This is a genomic window from Streptomyces sp. NPDC032161 (assembly GCF_040636995.1).
Taxonomy (GTDB): Bacteria; Actinomycetota; Actinomycetes; order Streptomycetales; family Streptomycetaceae; genus Streptomyces.
Map to the genome: position 1 here is coordinate 57,272 of NZ_JBEZVN010000027.1, position 14,829 is coordinate 72,100.

13 protein-coding genes and 1 riboswitch are annotated in these 14,829 nt (G+C 72.7%); of the genes, 4 read left to right on the forward strand and 9 right to left on the reverse strand.

The features are described from left to right. Positions 1–40: 40 nt before the first annotated feature. From AB0E67_RS28920 to ribD, 6 genes are read right to left on the reverse strand one after another with little or no spacing between them, the layout of a single operon-like run. Positions 41–313, reverse strand: a complete 273-nt coding sequence (locus tag AB0E67_RS28920; RefSeq protein WP_018524273.1) for a phosphoribosyl-ATP diphosphatase — start codon at positions 311–313, stop codon at positions 41–43. Positions 314–348: 35 nt separating this feature from the next. Further along, a complete protein-coding gene (gene ribH, locus AB0E67_RS28925) occupies positions 349–834 on the reverse strand; it encodes a 6,7-dimethyl-8-ribityllumazine synthase (RefSeq protein ID WP_362031998.1) in 486 nt (161 codons plus the stop codon). 58 nt (positions 835–892) lie between these two features. After that, positions 893–2,191: a bifunctional 3,4-dihydroxy-2-butanone-4-phosphate synthase/GTP cyclohydrolase II gene (locus AB0E67_RS28930; protein WP_362032000.1), complete on the reverse strand. Its 1,299-nt coding sequence runs from the start codon at positions 2,189–2,191 to the stop codon at positions 893–895. Next, complete coding sequence (locus tag AB0E67_RS28935) at positions 2,188–2,832, reverse strand: nicotinamide mononucleotide transporter family protein (RefSeq protein WP_073790306.1); 645 nt, start codon at positions 2,830–2,832, stop codon at positions 2,188–2,190. The genes AB0E67_RS28930 and AB0E67_RS28935 overlap by 4 nt, the downstream gene beginning before the upstream one ends. Further along, entirely contained in the window at positions 2,829–3,446 is a 618-nt protein-coding gene (locus AB0E67_RS28940) for a riboflavin synthase (protein WP_362032002.1), read from the reverse strand. The genes AB0E67_RS28935 and AB0E67_RS28940 overlap by 4 nt, the downstream gene beginning before the upstream one ends. Then, positions 3,447–4,547, reverse strand: coding sequence for a bifunctional diaminohydroxyphosphoribosylaminopyrimidine deaminase/5-amino-6-(5-phosphoribosylamino)uracil reductase RibD (gene ribD / locus AB0E67_RS28945; protein WP_362032004.1), 1,101 nt, complete (start codon positions 4,545–4,547; stop codon positions 3,447–3,449). Between the two features lie 156 nt (positions 4,548–4,703). Then, positions 4,704–4,834: riboswitch (FMN riboswitch) on the reverse strand. A 288-nt stretch (positions 4,835–5,122) separates the two neighbouring features. Here ribD and AB0E67_RS28950 point away from each other — a divergent pair. Continuing rightward, entirely contained in the window at positions 5,123–7,459 is a 2,337-nt protein-coding gene (locus AB0E67_RS28950) for a glycosyl hydrolase family 18 protein (RefSeq protein ID WP_362032006.1), read from the forward strand. A gap of 127 nt (positions 7,460–7,586) precedes the next feature. On the opposite strand, the gene AB0E67_RS28955 is transcribed toward AB0E67_RS28950, so the two are convergent. Beyond that, positions 7,587–8,777: an ROK family transcriptional regulator gene (locus tag AB0E67_RS28955; protein ID WP_362032008.1), complete on the reverse strand. Its 1,191-nt coding sequence runs from the start codon at positions 8,775–8,777 to the stop codon at positions 7,587–7,589. 144 nt (positions 8,778–8,921) lie between these two features. Here AB0E67_RS28955 and AB0E67_RS28960 point away from each other — a divergent pair, with 144 nt between their 5' ends. The 3 genes from AB0E67_RS28960 (at position 8,922) to AB0E67_RS28970 (ending at position 12,220) form a co-directional block, all read left to right on the forward strand. Further along, positions 8,922–10,199 (forward strand): MFS transporter, encoded by a 1,278-nt coding sequence (locus tag AB0E67_RS28960; protein ID WP_362032010.1) that lies wholly within the window; start codon positions 8,922–8,924, stop codon positions 10,197–10,199. Between the two features lie 288 nt (positions 10,200–10,487). Then, positions 10,488–11,879 carry a solute carrier family 23 protein gene (locus AB0E67_RS28965; protein WP_362032012.1) on the forward strand — a complete coding sequence of 464 codons (1,392 nt, stop codon included), beginning with the start codon at positions 10,488–10,490 and terminating at the stop codon, positions 11,877–11,879. 41 nt (positions 11,880–11,920) lie between these two features. Then, positions 11,921–12,220, forward strand: coding sequence for a CGNR zinc finger domain-containing protein (locus AB0E67_RS28970; RefSeq protein ID WP_362032014.1), 300 nt, complete (start codon positions 11,921–11,923; stop codon positions 12,218–12,220). 55 nt (positions 12,221–12,275) lie between these two features. Here the strand turns inward: AB0E67_RS28970 and AB0E67_RS28975 are convergent, their stop codons facing one another. After that, positions 12,276–13,208, reverse strand: coding sequence for a GNAT family N-acetyltransferase (locus AB0E67_RS28975; protein ID WP_362032016.1), 933 nt, complete (start codon positions 13,206–13,208; stop codon positions 12,276–12,278). Beyond that, positions 13,205–14,829: peptidase C14 (locus tag AB0E67_RS28980; protein WP_362032018.1), on the reverse strand; the 1,625-nt coding region annotated here is incomplete at its 5' end. The genes AB0E67_RS28980 and AB0E67_RS28975, both read right to left, overlap by 4 nt.

Consider the following 14,829-nt stretch of genomic DNA (forward strand, 5'->3'; position numbering starts at 1 on the left):
GTGCGGGATGCGGGGGTGCGGGGCGGTGCCCCGCTCGTGCTCAGAGGTGGGCGTAGACGTCGTCGAGGGAGATCCCGCGGGCGACCATCATCACCTGCACGTGGTACAGGAGCTGGGAGATCTCCTCGGCGGCGGCGTCCTTGCTCTCGTGCTCGGCGGCCATCCAGACCTCGGCGGCCTCCTCGACGACCTTCTTGCCGATGGCATGGACGCCCTTGTCCACCAGCTCGGCGGTGCGGGAGGTGGAGGGGTCGCCGTTGGCGGCCTTGAGCTGGAGCTCGGCGAAGAGCTCTTCAAAGGTTTTGTTCGCCATGATGGTCCTTAGCCTACGGGGTCCGGCCCCCTCGATCAGCGCCAGGGCTCGCTGACGGTGCGCAGCGTGGTGGCGGTGGCGACGGCCGCGGTGACCGCTTCGTGCCCCTTGTCCTCGTTGGAGCCCTCCAGTCCGGCCCGGTCGAGCGCCTGTTCCTCGGTGTCGCAGGTGAGCACGCCGAAGCCGACCGGGACGCCGGTGTCGACGGCCACCTGGGTGAGGCCGTGGGTGACGCCCTGGGACACGTATTCGAAGTGGGGGGTCCCGCCGCGGATGATCACACCCAGGGCGACGACCGCGTCGTAGCCGCGTCCGGCGAGGACCTTGGCGACCACGGGGAGCTCGAAGCTGCCGGGGACCCGGAGCAGGGTCGGTTCGTCGATGCCCAGCTCGTGCAGGGCGCGCAGGGCACCGTCGACGAGTCCGTCCATGATCTTTTCGTGCCACTGCGCGGCGACGACCGCCACGCGCAGGTCACCGCAGTTGCGTACGGTCAGTTCGGGTGCGCCCTTGCCGCTCATGTTCTCTCCTGCCGGTCGTTCGGTGTGCTGGTCGTTCCGGTGGTGCGGGTCGTTCCGGTCACTGGTTGGCGCAGGTCGACGCCGCGGCGGCGTCGAGCCAGGGCAGGTCGTGCCCCATGCGGTCGCGCTTGGTGCGCAGATAGCGCAGGTTGTGCTCACCGGCCTTGACGGGCATCGGCTCGCGGCCGGTGACGGTCAGGCCGTGCCGCAGGATCGCGGCCGTCTTGTCGGGGTTGTTGGTCATCAGCCGCAGGCTGCGGACGCCGAGGTCCTTGAGGATCTGGGCTCCGGCGGCGTAGTCGCGGGCGTCGGCGGGCAGGCCGAGTTCCAGGTTGGCGTCGAGGGTGTCGATGCCGCGTTCCTGGAGTTCGTAGGCGCGCAGCTTGGACAGCAGACCGATGCCCCGGCCCTCGTGGCCGCGCAGGTAGACGACGACGCCGCGGCCCTCCTCGGTGATGCGGCGCATGGAGGCGTGCAGCTGGGGTCCGCAGTCGCAGCGCTGCGACTGGAAGATGTCGCCGGTCAGGCACTCGGAGTGGACGCGGACGAGGACGTCGTCGCCGTCCCCCAGGTCGCCGTGGACGAGGGCGACGTGCTCGACGCCGTCGGCCGTGGAGCGGTAGCCGTAGGCGGTGAACGGGCCGAAGCCGGTCGGCAGCCGTACCTCGGCCTCGCGGCGCACGGTCGGCTCGGAGGTGCGGCGATAGGCGATCAGGTCCTCGATGGAGATGATCGTCAGGCCGTGCTTGCGGGCGAACGGGACCAGCTGCGGCAGGCGCAGCATCGTGCCGTCCTCGGCGGCGATCTCGACGATGGCCCCGGCGGGGCGCAGTCCGGCGAGCCGGGCGAGGTCGACGGCGGCCTCGGTGTGCCCGTTGCGGACCAGGACGCCGCCGGAGCGGGCGCGGAGCGGGAAGACGTGGCCGGGCCGCACGAAGTCGCCGGGGCCCGCCTCGCCGGAGGCGAGCATGCGCAGCGTGGTGGCCCGGTCGGCGGCGGAGATGCCGGTGGTCACGCCGTGGGCGGCCGAGGCGTCGACGGAGACGGTGAACGCGGTGCGCATCGACTCGGTGTTCTGGTCGACCATCTGCGGCAGGGCGAGCCGTTCCAGCTCGGCGTGCTCCATGGGGGCGCAGATCAGGCCGCGGCACTCGCTCATCATGAACGCCACGATCTCGGGGGTGGCCTTCTCCGCGGCGACGACGAGGTCGCCCTCGTTCTCGCGGTCCTCGTCGTCGACGACCACGACGGGCCGTCCCGCGGCGATGTCGCGGATGGCCTGCTCGACGGGGTCGAGCGCGAGGTCCTCGGCCACGCTCTCGTCCTCCCGGTGCAGCCAGGCGGGCTGGGCGGTCATGCCGTCGCTCCTTCCAGGGCGGGGGTACGGGAACGCAGCCACCAGTCGCGCATGCCCCACAGGACCAGGGCGCCGTACACGACGTAGATGAGGCCGGAGAAGGCGAGGCCGCTGTGGAAGTTCAGCGGGACGCCGACCAGGTCGACGAGGAGCCAGGCGAACCAGAACTCGACCATGCCCCGGGCCTGGGCGAACATCGCCGCGAGCGTGCCGGCGAAGATGTACGCGTCCGCCCATGGGCTCCAGGACAGCGAGGGGAAGGCGGTGAACAGGCCGCCGACCACGAGCGTGCCGAGTGCCGCCCCGCCCAGCAGCAGACCGCGCTCGCGCCAGGTGGCGAACCGGACGGCGATCGAGCCGTCCTGCGCCTGCCGCCTGCCGCGGTTCCACTGCTGCCAGCCCCAGACCGCCACGGCGATGACGACGACCTGTTTGCCGACGCTGCCGGCCTGGTGCACGGAGACGTTGGCGGCCACCAGCACGACACCGGACAGGAGCTGGGCGGGCCAGGTCCAGACGGACCGGAGCCAGCCCAGGGCCAGCGCGAGCAGTCCGACCGTGTTGCCGATCATGTCGGACCAGATGATGTGCTGCCCGAAGGCGGTGAACGCCTCCGAGTTCAGCCAGTTCAGCGCGGTCACTTCGCCGGCTCCTCGGATTCGGACGCGGTGGTGCCGAGCAGCCGCTCGACGTACTTCGCGATGACGTCCACCTCCAGGTTGACCGGGTCGCCGGGCTCCTTGATGCCGAGCGTGGTCAGGGCGAGGGTGGTGGGGATGAGGCTGATGGTGAAGTAGTCGGGTCCGGCGTCGACGACGGTCAGGCTGACGCCGTCGACGGTGATCGATCCCTTCTCCACCACGTAGCGCGTCAGGTGGGCGGGCAGGGAGATCTTCACGACCTCCCAGTGCTCGGACTCCTTCCGCTCGACGATGCGACCGGTGCCGTCGACATGGCCCTGGACGATGTGGCCACCGAGCCTGCCGCCGACCGCCATGGGGCGTTCCAGGTTGACCCGGGAGCCCGCCTCCAGGGCGCCGAGACCGGACCGGTTCAGGGTCTCGGCCATCACGTCGGCGGTGAACTCGCCGTCGCCGAGGTCGACGACGGTGAGGCAGACACCGTTGACGGCGATGGAGTCGCCGTGCTTGGCGCCCTCGGTGACCAACGGACCGCGCAGTCGGAAGCGGGAGGCGTCGCCGAGCTTCTCGACGGCGACGACCTCACCCAGTTCTTCGACGATTCCGGTGAACATTCAGTCTTCCTTCCGGGCGGTTGCGGGGACGGCGGTGACGCGCAGATCGGGGCCGATGCGGACGGCCTCGGTCACATCGAGGCGCAACGCCTCCGAGATGGTGGGGATTCCGGCGTCGGCGAGGGCCGCGGGGCCGGCGCCGAGGAGCACGGGGGCGAGATAGCCGACGACCTTGTCGACGGTTCCCGCGGCGACGAAGGCCCCGGCCAGGGTCGGGCCGCCTTCGAGGAGCACGGAGCGGACGCCGCGCGCGTGCAGGGCGTCGAGCAGGGCGGGGACGGCGAGGCCGGGGCCGGTGGCGGCACGCGGCAGCCGCAGCACGGCCTCCTCGGGGAGGTGGCGGGCGTCGGCGTCCTCGGCGACGGCGACGAGGGTGGGCGCGGCGTCGTCGAGGACGCGGGCGCCGGGGCGTACGGCGGTGGCGCCGGTGTCCACGACTACCCGCAGGGGCTGTACGGCTCCCTCGACGCCCCGCACCGCGAGATGGGGGTCGTCGGTGCGGGCGGTGCCGGAGCCGACCACGACCGCGTCGGCCTCGGCGCGCAGCCGGTGGACGTCGGCGCGGGACTCGGGCGAGGTGATCCACCGGCTGGTGCCGTCGGCGGCGGCGATCCGGCCGTCGAGGGTCGCCGCGTACTTCCACAGGACGTACGGGCGGCCGAGGCGCACCGAGGTCAGCCAGGCCGCGTTGCCCGCCTCGGCCTCGGCCGCGAGCAGTCCCCGCCCGACCGTGACCCCGGCCGCGCGCAGGGTGTCGGCGCCGCCGGTGGCCTGCGGGGTCGGGTCGGCGACCGCGTAGACGACACGGCCGATCCCGGCCTCGACGAGCGCCCGGGCGCAGGGGCCGGTTCGGCCGGTGTGGTTGCAGGGTTCGAGGGTGACGTAGGCGGTGCCGCCCCGGGCCCGGTCGCCCGCGGCGCGCAGGGCGTGGATCTCGGCATGTGGTCCGCCGGCGCGCCGGTGGTATCCCTCACCGGCCGGGCGGCCCTCGGCGTCGAGGACGACGCAGCCGACGACGGGGTTGGGGCTGGTGGAGCCGAGACCGCGGGCCGCGAGCGAGATCGCGCGGCGCATGGCGGTGGTGTCGGCTGCGGTGTCCACCGGGTCCTCCTGCCTCTTCGGGCACGGACTCCGGGGTCTGTCGACGACGACAGAAGAAGCGGGAACGCGAAAGCGGGACGCCGAATGCCGAGAACACGGACGGCTCGGTTGCCCGAGGACCGTCCGCCGACGGCGGCGTACCCGTGATACGGCCCGCCGCGCACTGCCTCCCATCCGGACTTTAACCGTCGGTCCAGGAATTTCACCTGGTCAACCGGCCGCTGGCTGCGGACGGGTCGCGGACTGTAACCGCCGGTTCGGAATTGCACCGACCCCGGAGTGCGCTGCTACTGGTACAGGGTCAGTGTGCCACGCCGGGATATCGGCCATGCGGGTGAGTGCTGTGGAGTGGCTCACAGGACCGCGGAGGGCCGCGCCCCGCCGCCACGGGCGACCGGGCCGACACGCGCCCCCGGGGGCGCAAAGGTCCAGACCTATTGACGGAATGGTCTAGTCCTTTTAATCTCTGCGTCACCTCCGAGGAGCCGTCCCGCGGTGTGCGCACGCCCGGGGCATCAACACGACCCACCCCCTTGCCAGTTGTGTTCCGCCGAACCTCCCCAGGAGGAACGAACGTGCTGTCCCCCACCCGCGCGAGAGCCACCCTGCTCGCGACCGGCGCCACCGTCGCCGGTCTGCTGCTGGGTTCGCTCGGCGCCACCCCGTCGGCCGCCGCCGACCAGGAGTCCTGTCGCCCCGACGGGCTCTACGAGACCCCGGGCGTCGCCGTCCCCTACTGCTCGGTCTACGACACCGAGGGCCGCGAGAAGATGGGCGCCGACCACCAGCGGCGCGTCATCGGCTACTTCACCAGCTGGCGGACGGGGAAGGACGGCAAGCCCGCCTACCTCGCCTCCGACATCCCCTGGGACAAGGTCACCCATCTGAACTACGCCTTCGCCCATGTCGACGGCGCGAACAAGCTCTCCGTCGGCGCCGACGGACCGGACAACGCCTCCACCGGCATGACCTGGCCGGGCGTCGCGGGCGCCGAGATGGACCCGGGCCTCCCGTACAAGGGCCACTTCAACCTGCTCAACAAGTTCAAGAAGAAGCACCCGAACGTGAAGACCATGGTGTCGGTGGGCGGTTGGGCCGAGACCGGCGGCTACTTCGACGCCAGCGGGGCGCGGGTGGACTCGGGCGGCTTCTACTCGATGGCCACCAACGCCGACGGCTCGGTCAACCAGGCGGGCATCGACACCTTCGCCGACTCGGCCGTCGCCTTCGTCAGGAAGTACGGCTTCAACGGCGTCGACATCGACTACGAGTACCCGACGACCATGAAGGACGCGGGCAACCCGCTGGACTGGACCGTGTCCAACGCGCGCCGCGCCGGTCTGGTCAAGGGCTACGCGGCCCTGATGAAGACGCTGCGCGAGAAGCTGGACCGCGCGTCCGCCGCCGACGGCACCCACTACCTGCTCAGCGTGGCCGCGCCCTCGTCCGGCTACCTGCTGCGCGGCATGGAGACCTTCCAGGTCCAGAAGTACCTGGACTACGTCAACATCATGTCGTACGACCTGCACGGCGCCTGGAACGAGTACGTGGGCCCCAACGCCGCCCTGTACGACGACGGCAAGGACGCCGAACTCGCCCAGGCGAGCGTCTACTCCACCTCCCAGTACGGCGGGATCGGCTACCTCAACACCGACTGGGCGTACCACTACTTCCGCGGTTCGATGCCGTCCGGCCGGATCAACATCGGTCTGCCGTACTACAGCCGCGGCTTCAAGAACGTGCAGGGCGGCACGGACGGGCTGTGGGGCCGGGCCGCCGCCACCGACTGCCCGGCCGGTTCGGGGCTGACCAAGTGCGGTGACGGCGCCGTCGGCATCGACAACCTCTGGCACGACCTGGACGACAACGGCAAGGAGTCGCCCGCCGGCTCCAACCCGATGTGGCACGCGAAGAACCTGGAGAAGGGCATCGTCGGCGACTACGTCACCGACTACGGCTTCCCCGCCGACACGCAGCTGACCGGCACCTACGCCCGCAAGTACGACGCCACGCTGGTCGCGCCCTGGCTGTGGAACGCGCAGAAGAAGGTCTTCCTCTCCACCGAGGACGAGCAGTCGGTGGCCGAGAAGGCGAAGTACGTGGTCGACAAGGGCATCGGCGGCACCATGATCTGGGAGCTCGCCGGCGACTACGGCTGGAACGCGGCCAAGGGGCAGTACGAGCCGGGCTCGACACTCACCTCGACGATGTACGACGCGTTCAAGTCGGCCGCGCCGTACGGCGCGAAGCGGTCCACCGTCGACCTGCCCACCGAGGCGCTCGACATCGACGTGTCCTTCGGGCAGTTCCCGCTCGGCGACTCCAACTACCCGATCAGCCCCAAGCTGACGATCACCAACAACACGAAGGCCACCCTGCCCGGCGGCACCGAGTTCCAGTTCGACTACGCGACCTCGGCCCCCGCCAACGCCAAGGACCAGTCGGGCTTCGGCACCACGATCGTGCGCAGCGACCACACCGCCGCGAACAACATCGGCGGGCTGAAGGGCGACTACAACCGTGTCTCGCTGAAGCTACCGGCGTGGCAGAGCCTGGCCCCCGGCGCCTCGGTGCAGCTGGACTTCGTCTACTACCAGCCCACCTCGACGCCGTCGAACTGGACGGTGGCCTTCGGCGGGAAGTCGTACGCCCTCGCCGCCGACCTGGCGCGCGGCACCACCGTGGTCGAGCCGGGCACGGGCACCACGCCGACGCCCGACCCGTCGACCACCCCGACCCCGGGCCCCGGCGGCAGCTGCACCGCGCCCACCTGGAGCGCGACCTCCGAGTACGGCGCCGGTACGACGGTCAGCCACGGCTCGCACCACTGGAAGGCCAAGTGGTGGACGAAGGGCGAGACGCCCGGATCCACCGGTGACTGGGGCGTCTGGCAGGACCTCGGCGCCTGCTGACGCACCCGCCCTCCCGCTGACCGCCCGGCGGTGACCGGTTCGCCCCTGGTCACCGCCGGGCTCCCGCGCACCCGGCCCGAGGGGCGCGGCCTGCCGTCCGGCCTTCGGACCCGGCCCGGCGCCCCGTTCAGCGCGCCGGGCCGAACAGGTCGTCCTGCGCCGCTTCCCGGGCGGCGAGCAGCGCCCCGCGCAGCACCGCGGCCCCGCCCAGTCGCCCGGCCCTGACCTCGGTCCGCAGCGGGGACATGACGGCCAGCCGCTCCTCGACCCGCGCCGCCAGCGCCTCGCCGCCCGCGTGGCCGACCTCCCCGGCGAGCACCACGCACCCCGGATCGAGCACCGAGGCGACCGAGGCGGCGCCGAGCGCGAGCCGTTCGGCGAGGGCGTCCAGGAACGCCTCGCTCCCGCCCTCCCCCGCCAGTGCCGCCCGGACCGCGAACGCGGCGCCGGGTTCCTTGTCCCCCTCCTTGGCGTCCGGGGGCAGCAGGATGCCGTGGGCGGCGGCCAGTTCACAGACCGGGGCGGAACCCACCAGCGAGTGGAAGCCGCCGTCGCAGCTGACGGCCGACGGGACGCCGACCGTGCCGGGCACCGGCAGGAAGCCGATCTCGCCCGCGCCGCCGGAGGCCCCGCGCCGGAGCTTCCCGTCCAGCACGACGGCGGCGCCCACGCCGTACCCGAGCCAGAACAGGACGAAGGTGTCGCGCTCCCGGGCGGCGCCCGCGCGGTGCTCGGCGACGGCGGCCAGATTGGTCTCGTTCTCCACCAGGACGGTCGCGGGCAGCCGCTGCTGGAGCACCCGCACCAGCCGGCGGTGCCAGGCGGGCAGCCCGCTGGTGTCGCGCAGTTCGCCGGTGACCGGGTGGATCAGGCCGGGCGCGCCGACGCCGACGCTGTGCAGCGGGGCGGTGCCCGCCTCGCGCACGGTGCGCTCCAGCAGTGCGGCGGCCTGCTCGGCGGCCGTCTCGGTGCCGGTGTCGCCGTCGATGGGCAGCGTCGCCTCGGCGAGCGTGGTGCCGACGAGGTCGGCGACGACCACGGCGACACTGCCGGTGCGCACGTCGAGCGCGGCGAGGTGGGCACGGTCGGCGGCGATCCCGTACAGCCGGGCGTTGGGGCCCCGGCGCCGGGCCCCCGCCTCACCGACGACCCGGATCAGCCCGGCGTCCTGGAGCCGCTCGACGAGGTCGGCGACGGTGGGGCGGGAGAGCCCGGTCAGGTTCTTCAACTGCGCGGCCGTCAGCGGGCCGTCCTGCTGGAGCAGCCGCAGGGCGAGCCGGTCGTTGATGGCCCGCGCGGTGCTCGGTGATGCGGCCATACCGGGATCCTTCCAGATCACCACCCCGCGGGACGGGCGGGTGGACTATTTATCAGGCAGGGTTCCTGATAGTTTACGGCCCGCGCCGCGAAGACGACCGCCGGGGTCACCGGCGGCGGGGCGGCCGAGGGAGGGCACGACGGTATGACGACGGATTCCACAGGGACGGCCGGGGCGGCCGGGTCCTCGGGTGCGGCCGGTCCGACGGGGACGGCCTCCGGTACGGAGCGGGTGAGGCGGGCCAGGATCGCCGTCGCCGCCGTCTTCGCCGTGCACGGCGCGGTGACCGGCAGCTTCGCCACCCGGGTCCCGTGGATCCAGGAGCACGCCGGGGTCAGCGCCGGGCAGCTCGGTCTCGCCCTCGCCTTCCCCGCGATCGGCGCCTCGCTCGCGATGCCGCTGGCGAGCGCGATCAGCCATCGGTTCGGCGCCAGGGCCGCGCTGCGCGGGCTGCTGGCCCTGTGGACGCTGGCGCTGATCCTGCCGTCGCTGGCCCCCGGCCTGCTGACGCTGTGCGCGGCGCTCCTGGTGTACGGGGCCTCGGCCGGCATGTCGGACGTGGCCATGAACGCCCTCGGGGTCGAGGTGGAGAACCGGCTGGGCAAGTCGATCATGTCCGGGCTGCACGGGCTGTGGAGCGTGGGGGCCCTGACCGGTTCGGCGGCGGGCACCGTGGCCGCGCATCTGGGCACCGACGCCCGGCTGCACCACGCCGTCGCCGCGCTCGTCCTCACCGTGCTCGGGCTGTTCGCCTGCCAGGGGGTGCTGGACCTGCGCAGCGCGCCGGACGAGGAGCCCCCGCCGCGCTTCACGCTGCCGCCGAAGTCCGCGCTGATCATCGGGGCGGTGGGGTTCTGCGCGGTGTTCGCGGAGGGGGCCAGCCTGGACTGGTCGGCGGTGTACCTGCGGGACGTCATGGACACCTCCGCCGGGCTCGCCGCCGCGTCCACCACGGCGTTCGCGCTCACCATGGCGGTCGCCCGGATCGCCGGTGACAAGGTCGTCGACCGTTTCGGGGCGGTCCGGACCGTCCGGGTGAGCGGCGCCCTCGCCACGGTCGGCGGGGTGCTCGTGGTCACGTCGCCGAGTGCGGTGGCGGCCATGTGCGGCTTCGGGCTGCTCGGTCTCGGGGTCGCGGTCGTGGTCCCGCTGGCGTTCGCGGCGGCCGGGCGCAACGGCCCGAACCCGAGCCGGGCGATCGCGGGCGTGGCCACCATCACGTACACCTCGGGGCTGATCGCGCCGTCCGCGATCGGCTCGCTGGCCGAGGCGACCTCGCTGGTCGTGTCGTTCGGCCTGGTCACGGTGCTGGCGTTCGGTCTGGTGGTGGGGGCCGGGGTGCTGCGGGCGGGCGACCGCGGGACGCTTCGGGCCGGCGGCGCCGAGGCTCCGGAGACGGCAGCGGCCGAACCACGCCCGTGAGCCGTCCGCCCCGGACGCCGCACGCCCCGGCGCCCGGCCGGACGACGGCGCTTCGACGACAGGACCTCGCGGCGGTTCGACGGCGGGGCCCGAGGGTGCGGCGGCGCCGGGCACGGCCCGCGGACGGGACCGCCCGGTTGCGTCCGCGGGCCGAGGCGCAGGTCACAGGGGTACGCCCGGGAAACGAACCGCCAAGATCCGGCATTACCATGGCGCTGTTTCGATTCTGCGGATGTGCGCCATGCCGGGCGAGGTACTGGGCTCCGCACCTACACACAGGGAGCGACCATGAGCCTCGGCGTGCGCTGGACCTTGCACGGCGACGGGAGAACGCCCGCGCCGGGGGCCGTGGTCCGGCCGGACGAACGGCTCTCCTGGCCCCGTACGTTCGGGCTCGGCGCCCAGCACGTGGTCGCCATGTTCGGCGCGTCCTTCGTCGCCCCGGTGCTCATGGGTCTCGACCCGAACCTGGCGATCATGATGTCGGGTGTCGCGACCGCCGTCTTCCTGCTGGCCACGCGCGGCCGGGTGCCCAGCTACCTCGGCTGTTCGCTCTCCTTCGTCGGGGTCGCGGCGACGATCCGGGCGAGCGGCGGCAGCAGCGCCGTGGTCACCGGCGCGGTCTTCGTGGTCGGCGTGGCCCTCTTCCTCGTGGGCCTCGCGGTGCAGCGGTTCGGCGCGCGGATCATCCACGCCGCGATGCCGCCGGTGGTCACCGGCGCCGTGGTCATGCTCATCGGCTTCAACCTGGCGCCGGTGACCGCGTCGACGTACTGGCCCCAGGACCAGTGGACGGCGCTGCTGGTGATGCTGTTCACCGGGCTGGCCGTGGTGTGTCTGCGCGGCTTCCTGTCCCGGATCGCGATCTTCCTGGGTCTGGTCTTCGGGTACGTGCTGTCCTGGGGCCTCGACCGGGTCTTCGGCAAGATCCACTCCCCGGTGGGCGGCGCCGAGGCCGTCGACCACTGGCGGCTCGACCTGTCGGGCGTCTCCAAGGCCGACTGGATCGGCCTCCCGTCCATCCACGCGCCGAGCTTCGAGTGGTCGGCGATCCTGGTCGCCCTGCCGGTGGTCATCGCGCTCATCGCCGAGAACGCCGGGCACGTGAAGGCCGTCGGCGAGATGACGGGGTCCTCGCTGGACGACAAGCTGGGCACCGCGATCGCCGCCGACGGCGCCGCGTCGATGCTGTCGACGGCGGTGGGCGGCCCTCCGAACACCACGTACTCGGAGAACATCGGCGTCATGGCCGCGACCCGGGTCTACTCGACCGCCGCGTACTGGGCGGCCGCCTGCTTCGCCCTGCTGTTCGGCCTCTGCCCCAAGTTCGGCGCGGTCGTCGCCGCCATCCCCGGCGGTGTGCTCGGCGGGATCACCGTCATCCTGTACGGCATGATCGGCCTGCTCGGTGCCCAGATCTGGCTGCACGCCAAGGTCGATCTGCGCAATCCGCTGAACCTGGTCCCGGCCGCGGCGGGCATCATCATCGGCGTCGGCGGGGTCAGCCTGAAGATCAGCGACAACTTCGAGCTGAGCGGCATCGCCCTGGGCACGATCGTGGTCATCACCGGCTACCACGTGCTGCGGGCCTTCGCCCCGGCCCATCTCAAGACGCAGGAACCCCTCCTGGACTCGGGCACGTCGGCGTACGACGAACCGGGCGCGAAGGAGAACACCTAGTGCCGTGACCGGCAAGGTCTGCCCGGAAGAAGCGTCGTCCGGTGCGTGCGATCGCAAGGCGGCCGGAAGCCCTCGAATGGGGTCTCCCCTGCTCGAACTGGTCGCTCCACGCCCGGGCGCCGCACGACGCGGACCCGGCCCACTGGCTCCTGTCCACCACCGCCCTCGCCCTCGCCCTCTGGCTCGGCGAACGCGGACACTGCGCCTGGGGGCGGTGCGCGGCGCCCGGATGCCGGCGCTATTTCATCGACACCGGCCGCCGCTCGCCGCAGCGCTACTGCTCATCGCGCTGCGGCACCCGCGTGCGCGTCGCCGCGCACCGCGACCGGCGGGAGCGGTGAGCCGGGGCCGGTGAGCGACGGCCGATGGGCGGGCCGCACCGTTCACGGGCGGTGCTCAGAAGCAGTCGCCGAACCAGTGGACCGCGCCCGGCGCGGTGACGGTGGCCCGCACCGACTCCTCGGTGGCGTGCAGCGGGCGCGCCATGCCCACGTGTTCCGTCACCGTCCGGGCGTCCGCCAGCAGGGCCGGCAGGGCCGCCCGGAGCACCGGCCCGTCGGGAAGCCGGACCCGGGCCCGGTCCAGCCCGGCGGCCCGGCCCCGTTCGCCGACGGCGGCGAGCAGCGCACTCAGGCACCCGGGCGCGCCCGCGAACTCGTGGACGTCCACGCGCTCCGTCTCGTGACGGACCACGATCCAGCCGACGACCTCCCCCGATCCGGGGTCCTCCGCCACGAGCGAGCCTTCGAGCGGGCCGTACCAGGCGGGCACCCGCACCGCCCAGTCCTGCGGCGTCCGCACCGCGCTGAGCGGCCGGGTCGTGTTGTACGCGTCGTGCAGGGCGGCCACCGCCGGGGCGTCCCGTTCGGCGGCGGCGCGGATCCGGAAGGTCCCGGGACCCGGCGAGGGCGCGAGCGTCCCCTCGGTGTACGTACCGGCGAACTCCCGCCACCCGGAGCCCCGGTAGACGCCCGGCGTCCCGGTGAACAGCAGGGACCAGTCGCACCCCTCGGCCGTCATGACGCGTTCCGCCGCCACCAGCAGCCGCCGCACCAGCCCCTGCCCGCGGGCCTCGGGGCGGGTGGCGACGCTGCCGATGCCGCCCACCCGCCGCGGCACTCCGTTCGCGTCGCGGATCCGCCTCGGCACGTAGACCACGACGGCGTCGATCGCGCCGTCCGGGTCGTTCTGCGCGACGAAGGTGTGCCGGTGCCGTTCGGGGTCGAGGGCGTGCAGGCGGGGAAGGTGCGGGGCGTCGAAGCAGCGCTCCCACAGGGCGGCCAGCGCCGGTTCGTCGGCCGGGGTCGTGGTGCGGACGTGGGCGGTCACAGGATCACGTTCCCGTCCGTGCGCGTCGCGGCACCGTTCTCGGGCATCGCGGTGCGTTTCGTGCCGTCCTCCACGCAGGCGGTGTGCAGGGCGGAGACCAGGGCCTCCGGGGCGAGGTGGAGGGTGCCGCCGGTGAAGCGGCCACCGGTCGCCGCGTAGTGGTTGGTGCCGTCGGCGATGCGCACGTGGGCGGTGCCGGCTCCGGAGACGGCGCCGGCGAACCCGTTGAGGTCCCAGGTCACCGTGCCCGGTCCGGACGCCCGGCCGAGCAGTGCCCGCGCCTTGTTGGTGCCGGTGAACCGGGCGCCGCCGGTGACGCCGATCCGCTGGTCGCGCACGGCGCTGAGCTCGATGCCGGTGTTCTCGTACCGGCCGCCGTCGATGTGCAGCGCGGCGGAGCCGACCGAGAGCGGGGCGGCGTCCTCGGCACCGGTGACGGTGCAGTCGGTGAAGTGGACGGGACCGGCACCGCGCAGGATCGCGCCGTCGACCCCCTTGAAGACGCAGCGCACGAAGTGGACGGGCGCGGTGACCGGGGTCTGGACGAGGACGGCGCCCGCGGGCGGCTCGAAGGAGCAGTCGCTGACGGTGGTGGGCCTGGTGGAGCGGGCGGAGCGCTGGGCGACGGCGAAGGTCCTGGCGGTGCAGCCGCGGACCTGCGCGCCGTCGGCGTTGACGGTGAGGGTGCCCGCCTGGTCGAAGGTGGGGCGGGCGATCACCGTGACGTCCTCGAGGGTCAGGTCGGTGATCTTGGTGTTGGCGGTGAACCAGGAGCAGACGTGCCGGCGCACCGTGATCCGCTTGGCGGAGATCCCCCACTGGGCCCCGGAGTTGGCGATGTCCATCAGGCCCGAGTTGCCGTCGAAGAGCAGGTCGTGCTCGTACTGCCCGTGGGTGGTGAAGGGGTTGCCGCCCGCGTCGTCGCCGTCGCCGTGGCAGTTGACGACCGCGCAGTACGCGGACGCGGTGAGGTCGTTGAGGTGGCGCACGTTGCTGGTCGTGCAGTCGGCGACGTGCCCGTAGAGGCAGTAGATCTGCTGGGTGAGGTAGCCGGCGCCGCCGTACTCGACGGTGGGCGGGTTCTTCAGCGAGCAGTTCTCGGTACGGAACCGGGTGCACCAGCGCCGCATGATCACCGGCCAGAAGGTGCCGGTGGCGTGGATCCCGGAGACGTCGCAGCCGACGGCGTACTCGAAGCTGACGGGGTGGGAACCGGTGTACTCGTCGGAACCGGCCCCCTCGAAGACCATGTTGCGGACGTGTGCGTTCCGCACGGGTTCGACCCGGGTCCAGGTGAGTTCGCGGCCCTTCGCCAGCTCCCAGCCGTTCAGGTAGCCGATCCGGACGTGCGTCGCGTCGACGATCTCGGTGATCTCCACGAGCTTCTGCAGCTCGCGCTCGTCACGGCCGCCACCCGCGACCGGGGCGACCTGGACCGCCCACCACTGGCCGACCTCGAACGCCTTGGCGTCGGGGACCGGGAAGGTGTCGGTGAGTTCGACGACCGTGCCGGAGAGCGCGTGGCGGACGGTGGTGTCGGTGATGGTGCCGCGGAAGGAGAGGACGGCTCCGAAGGGGTTGTCGTGGGTGTTCTTCTCGATGCCTTCGGTGCGTATGCGGT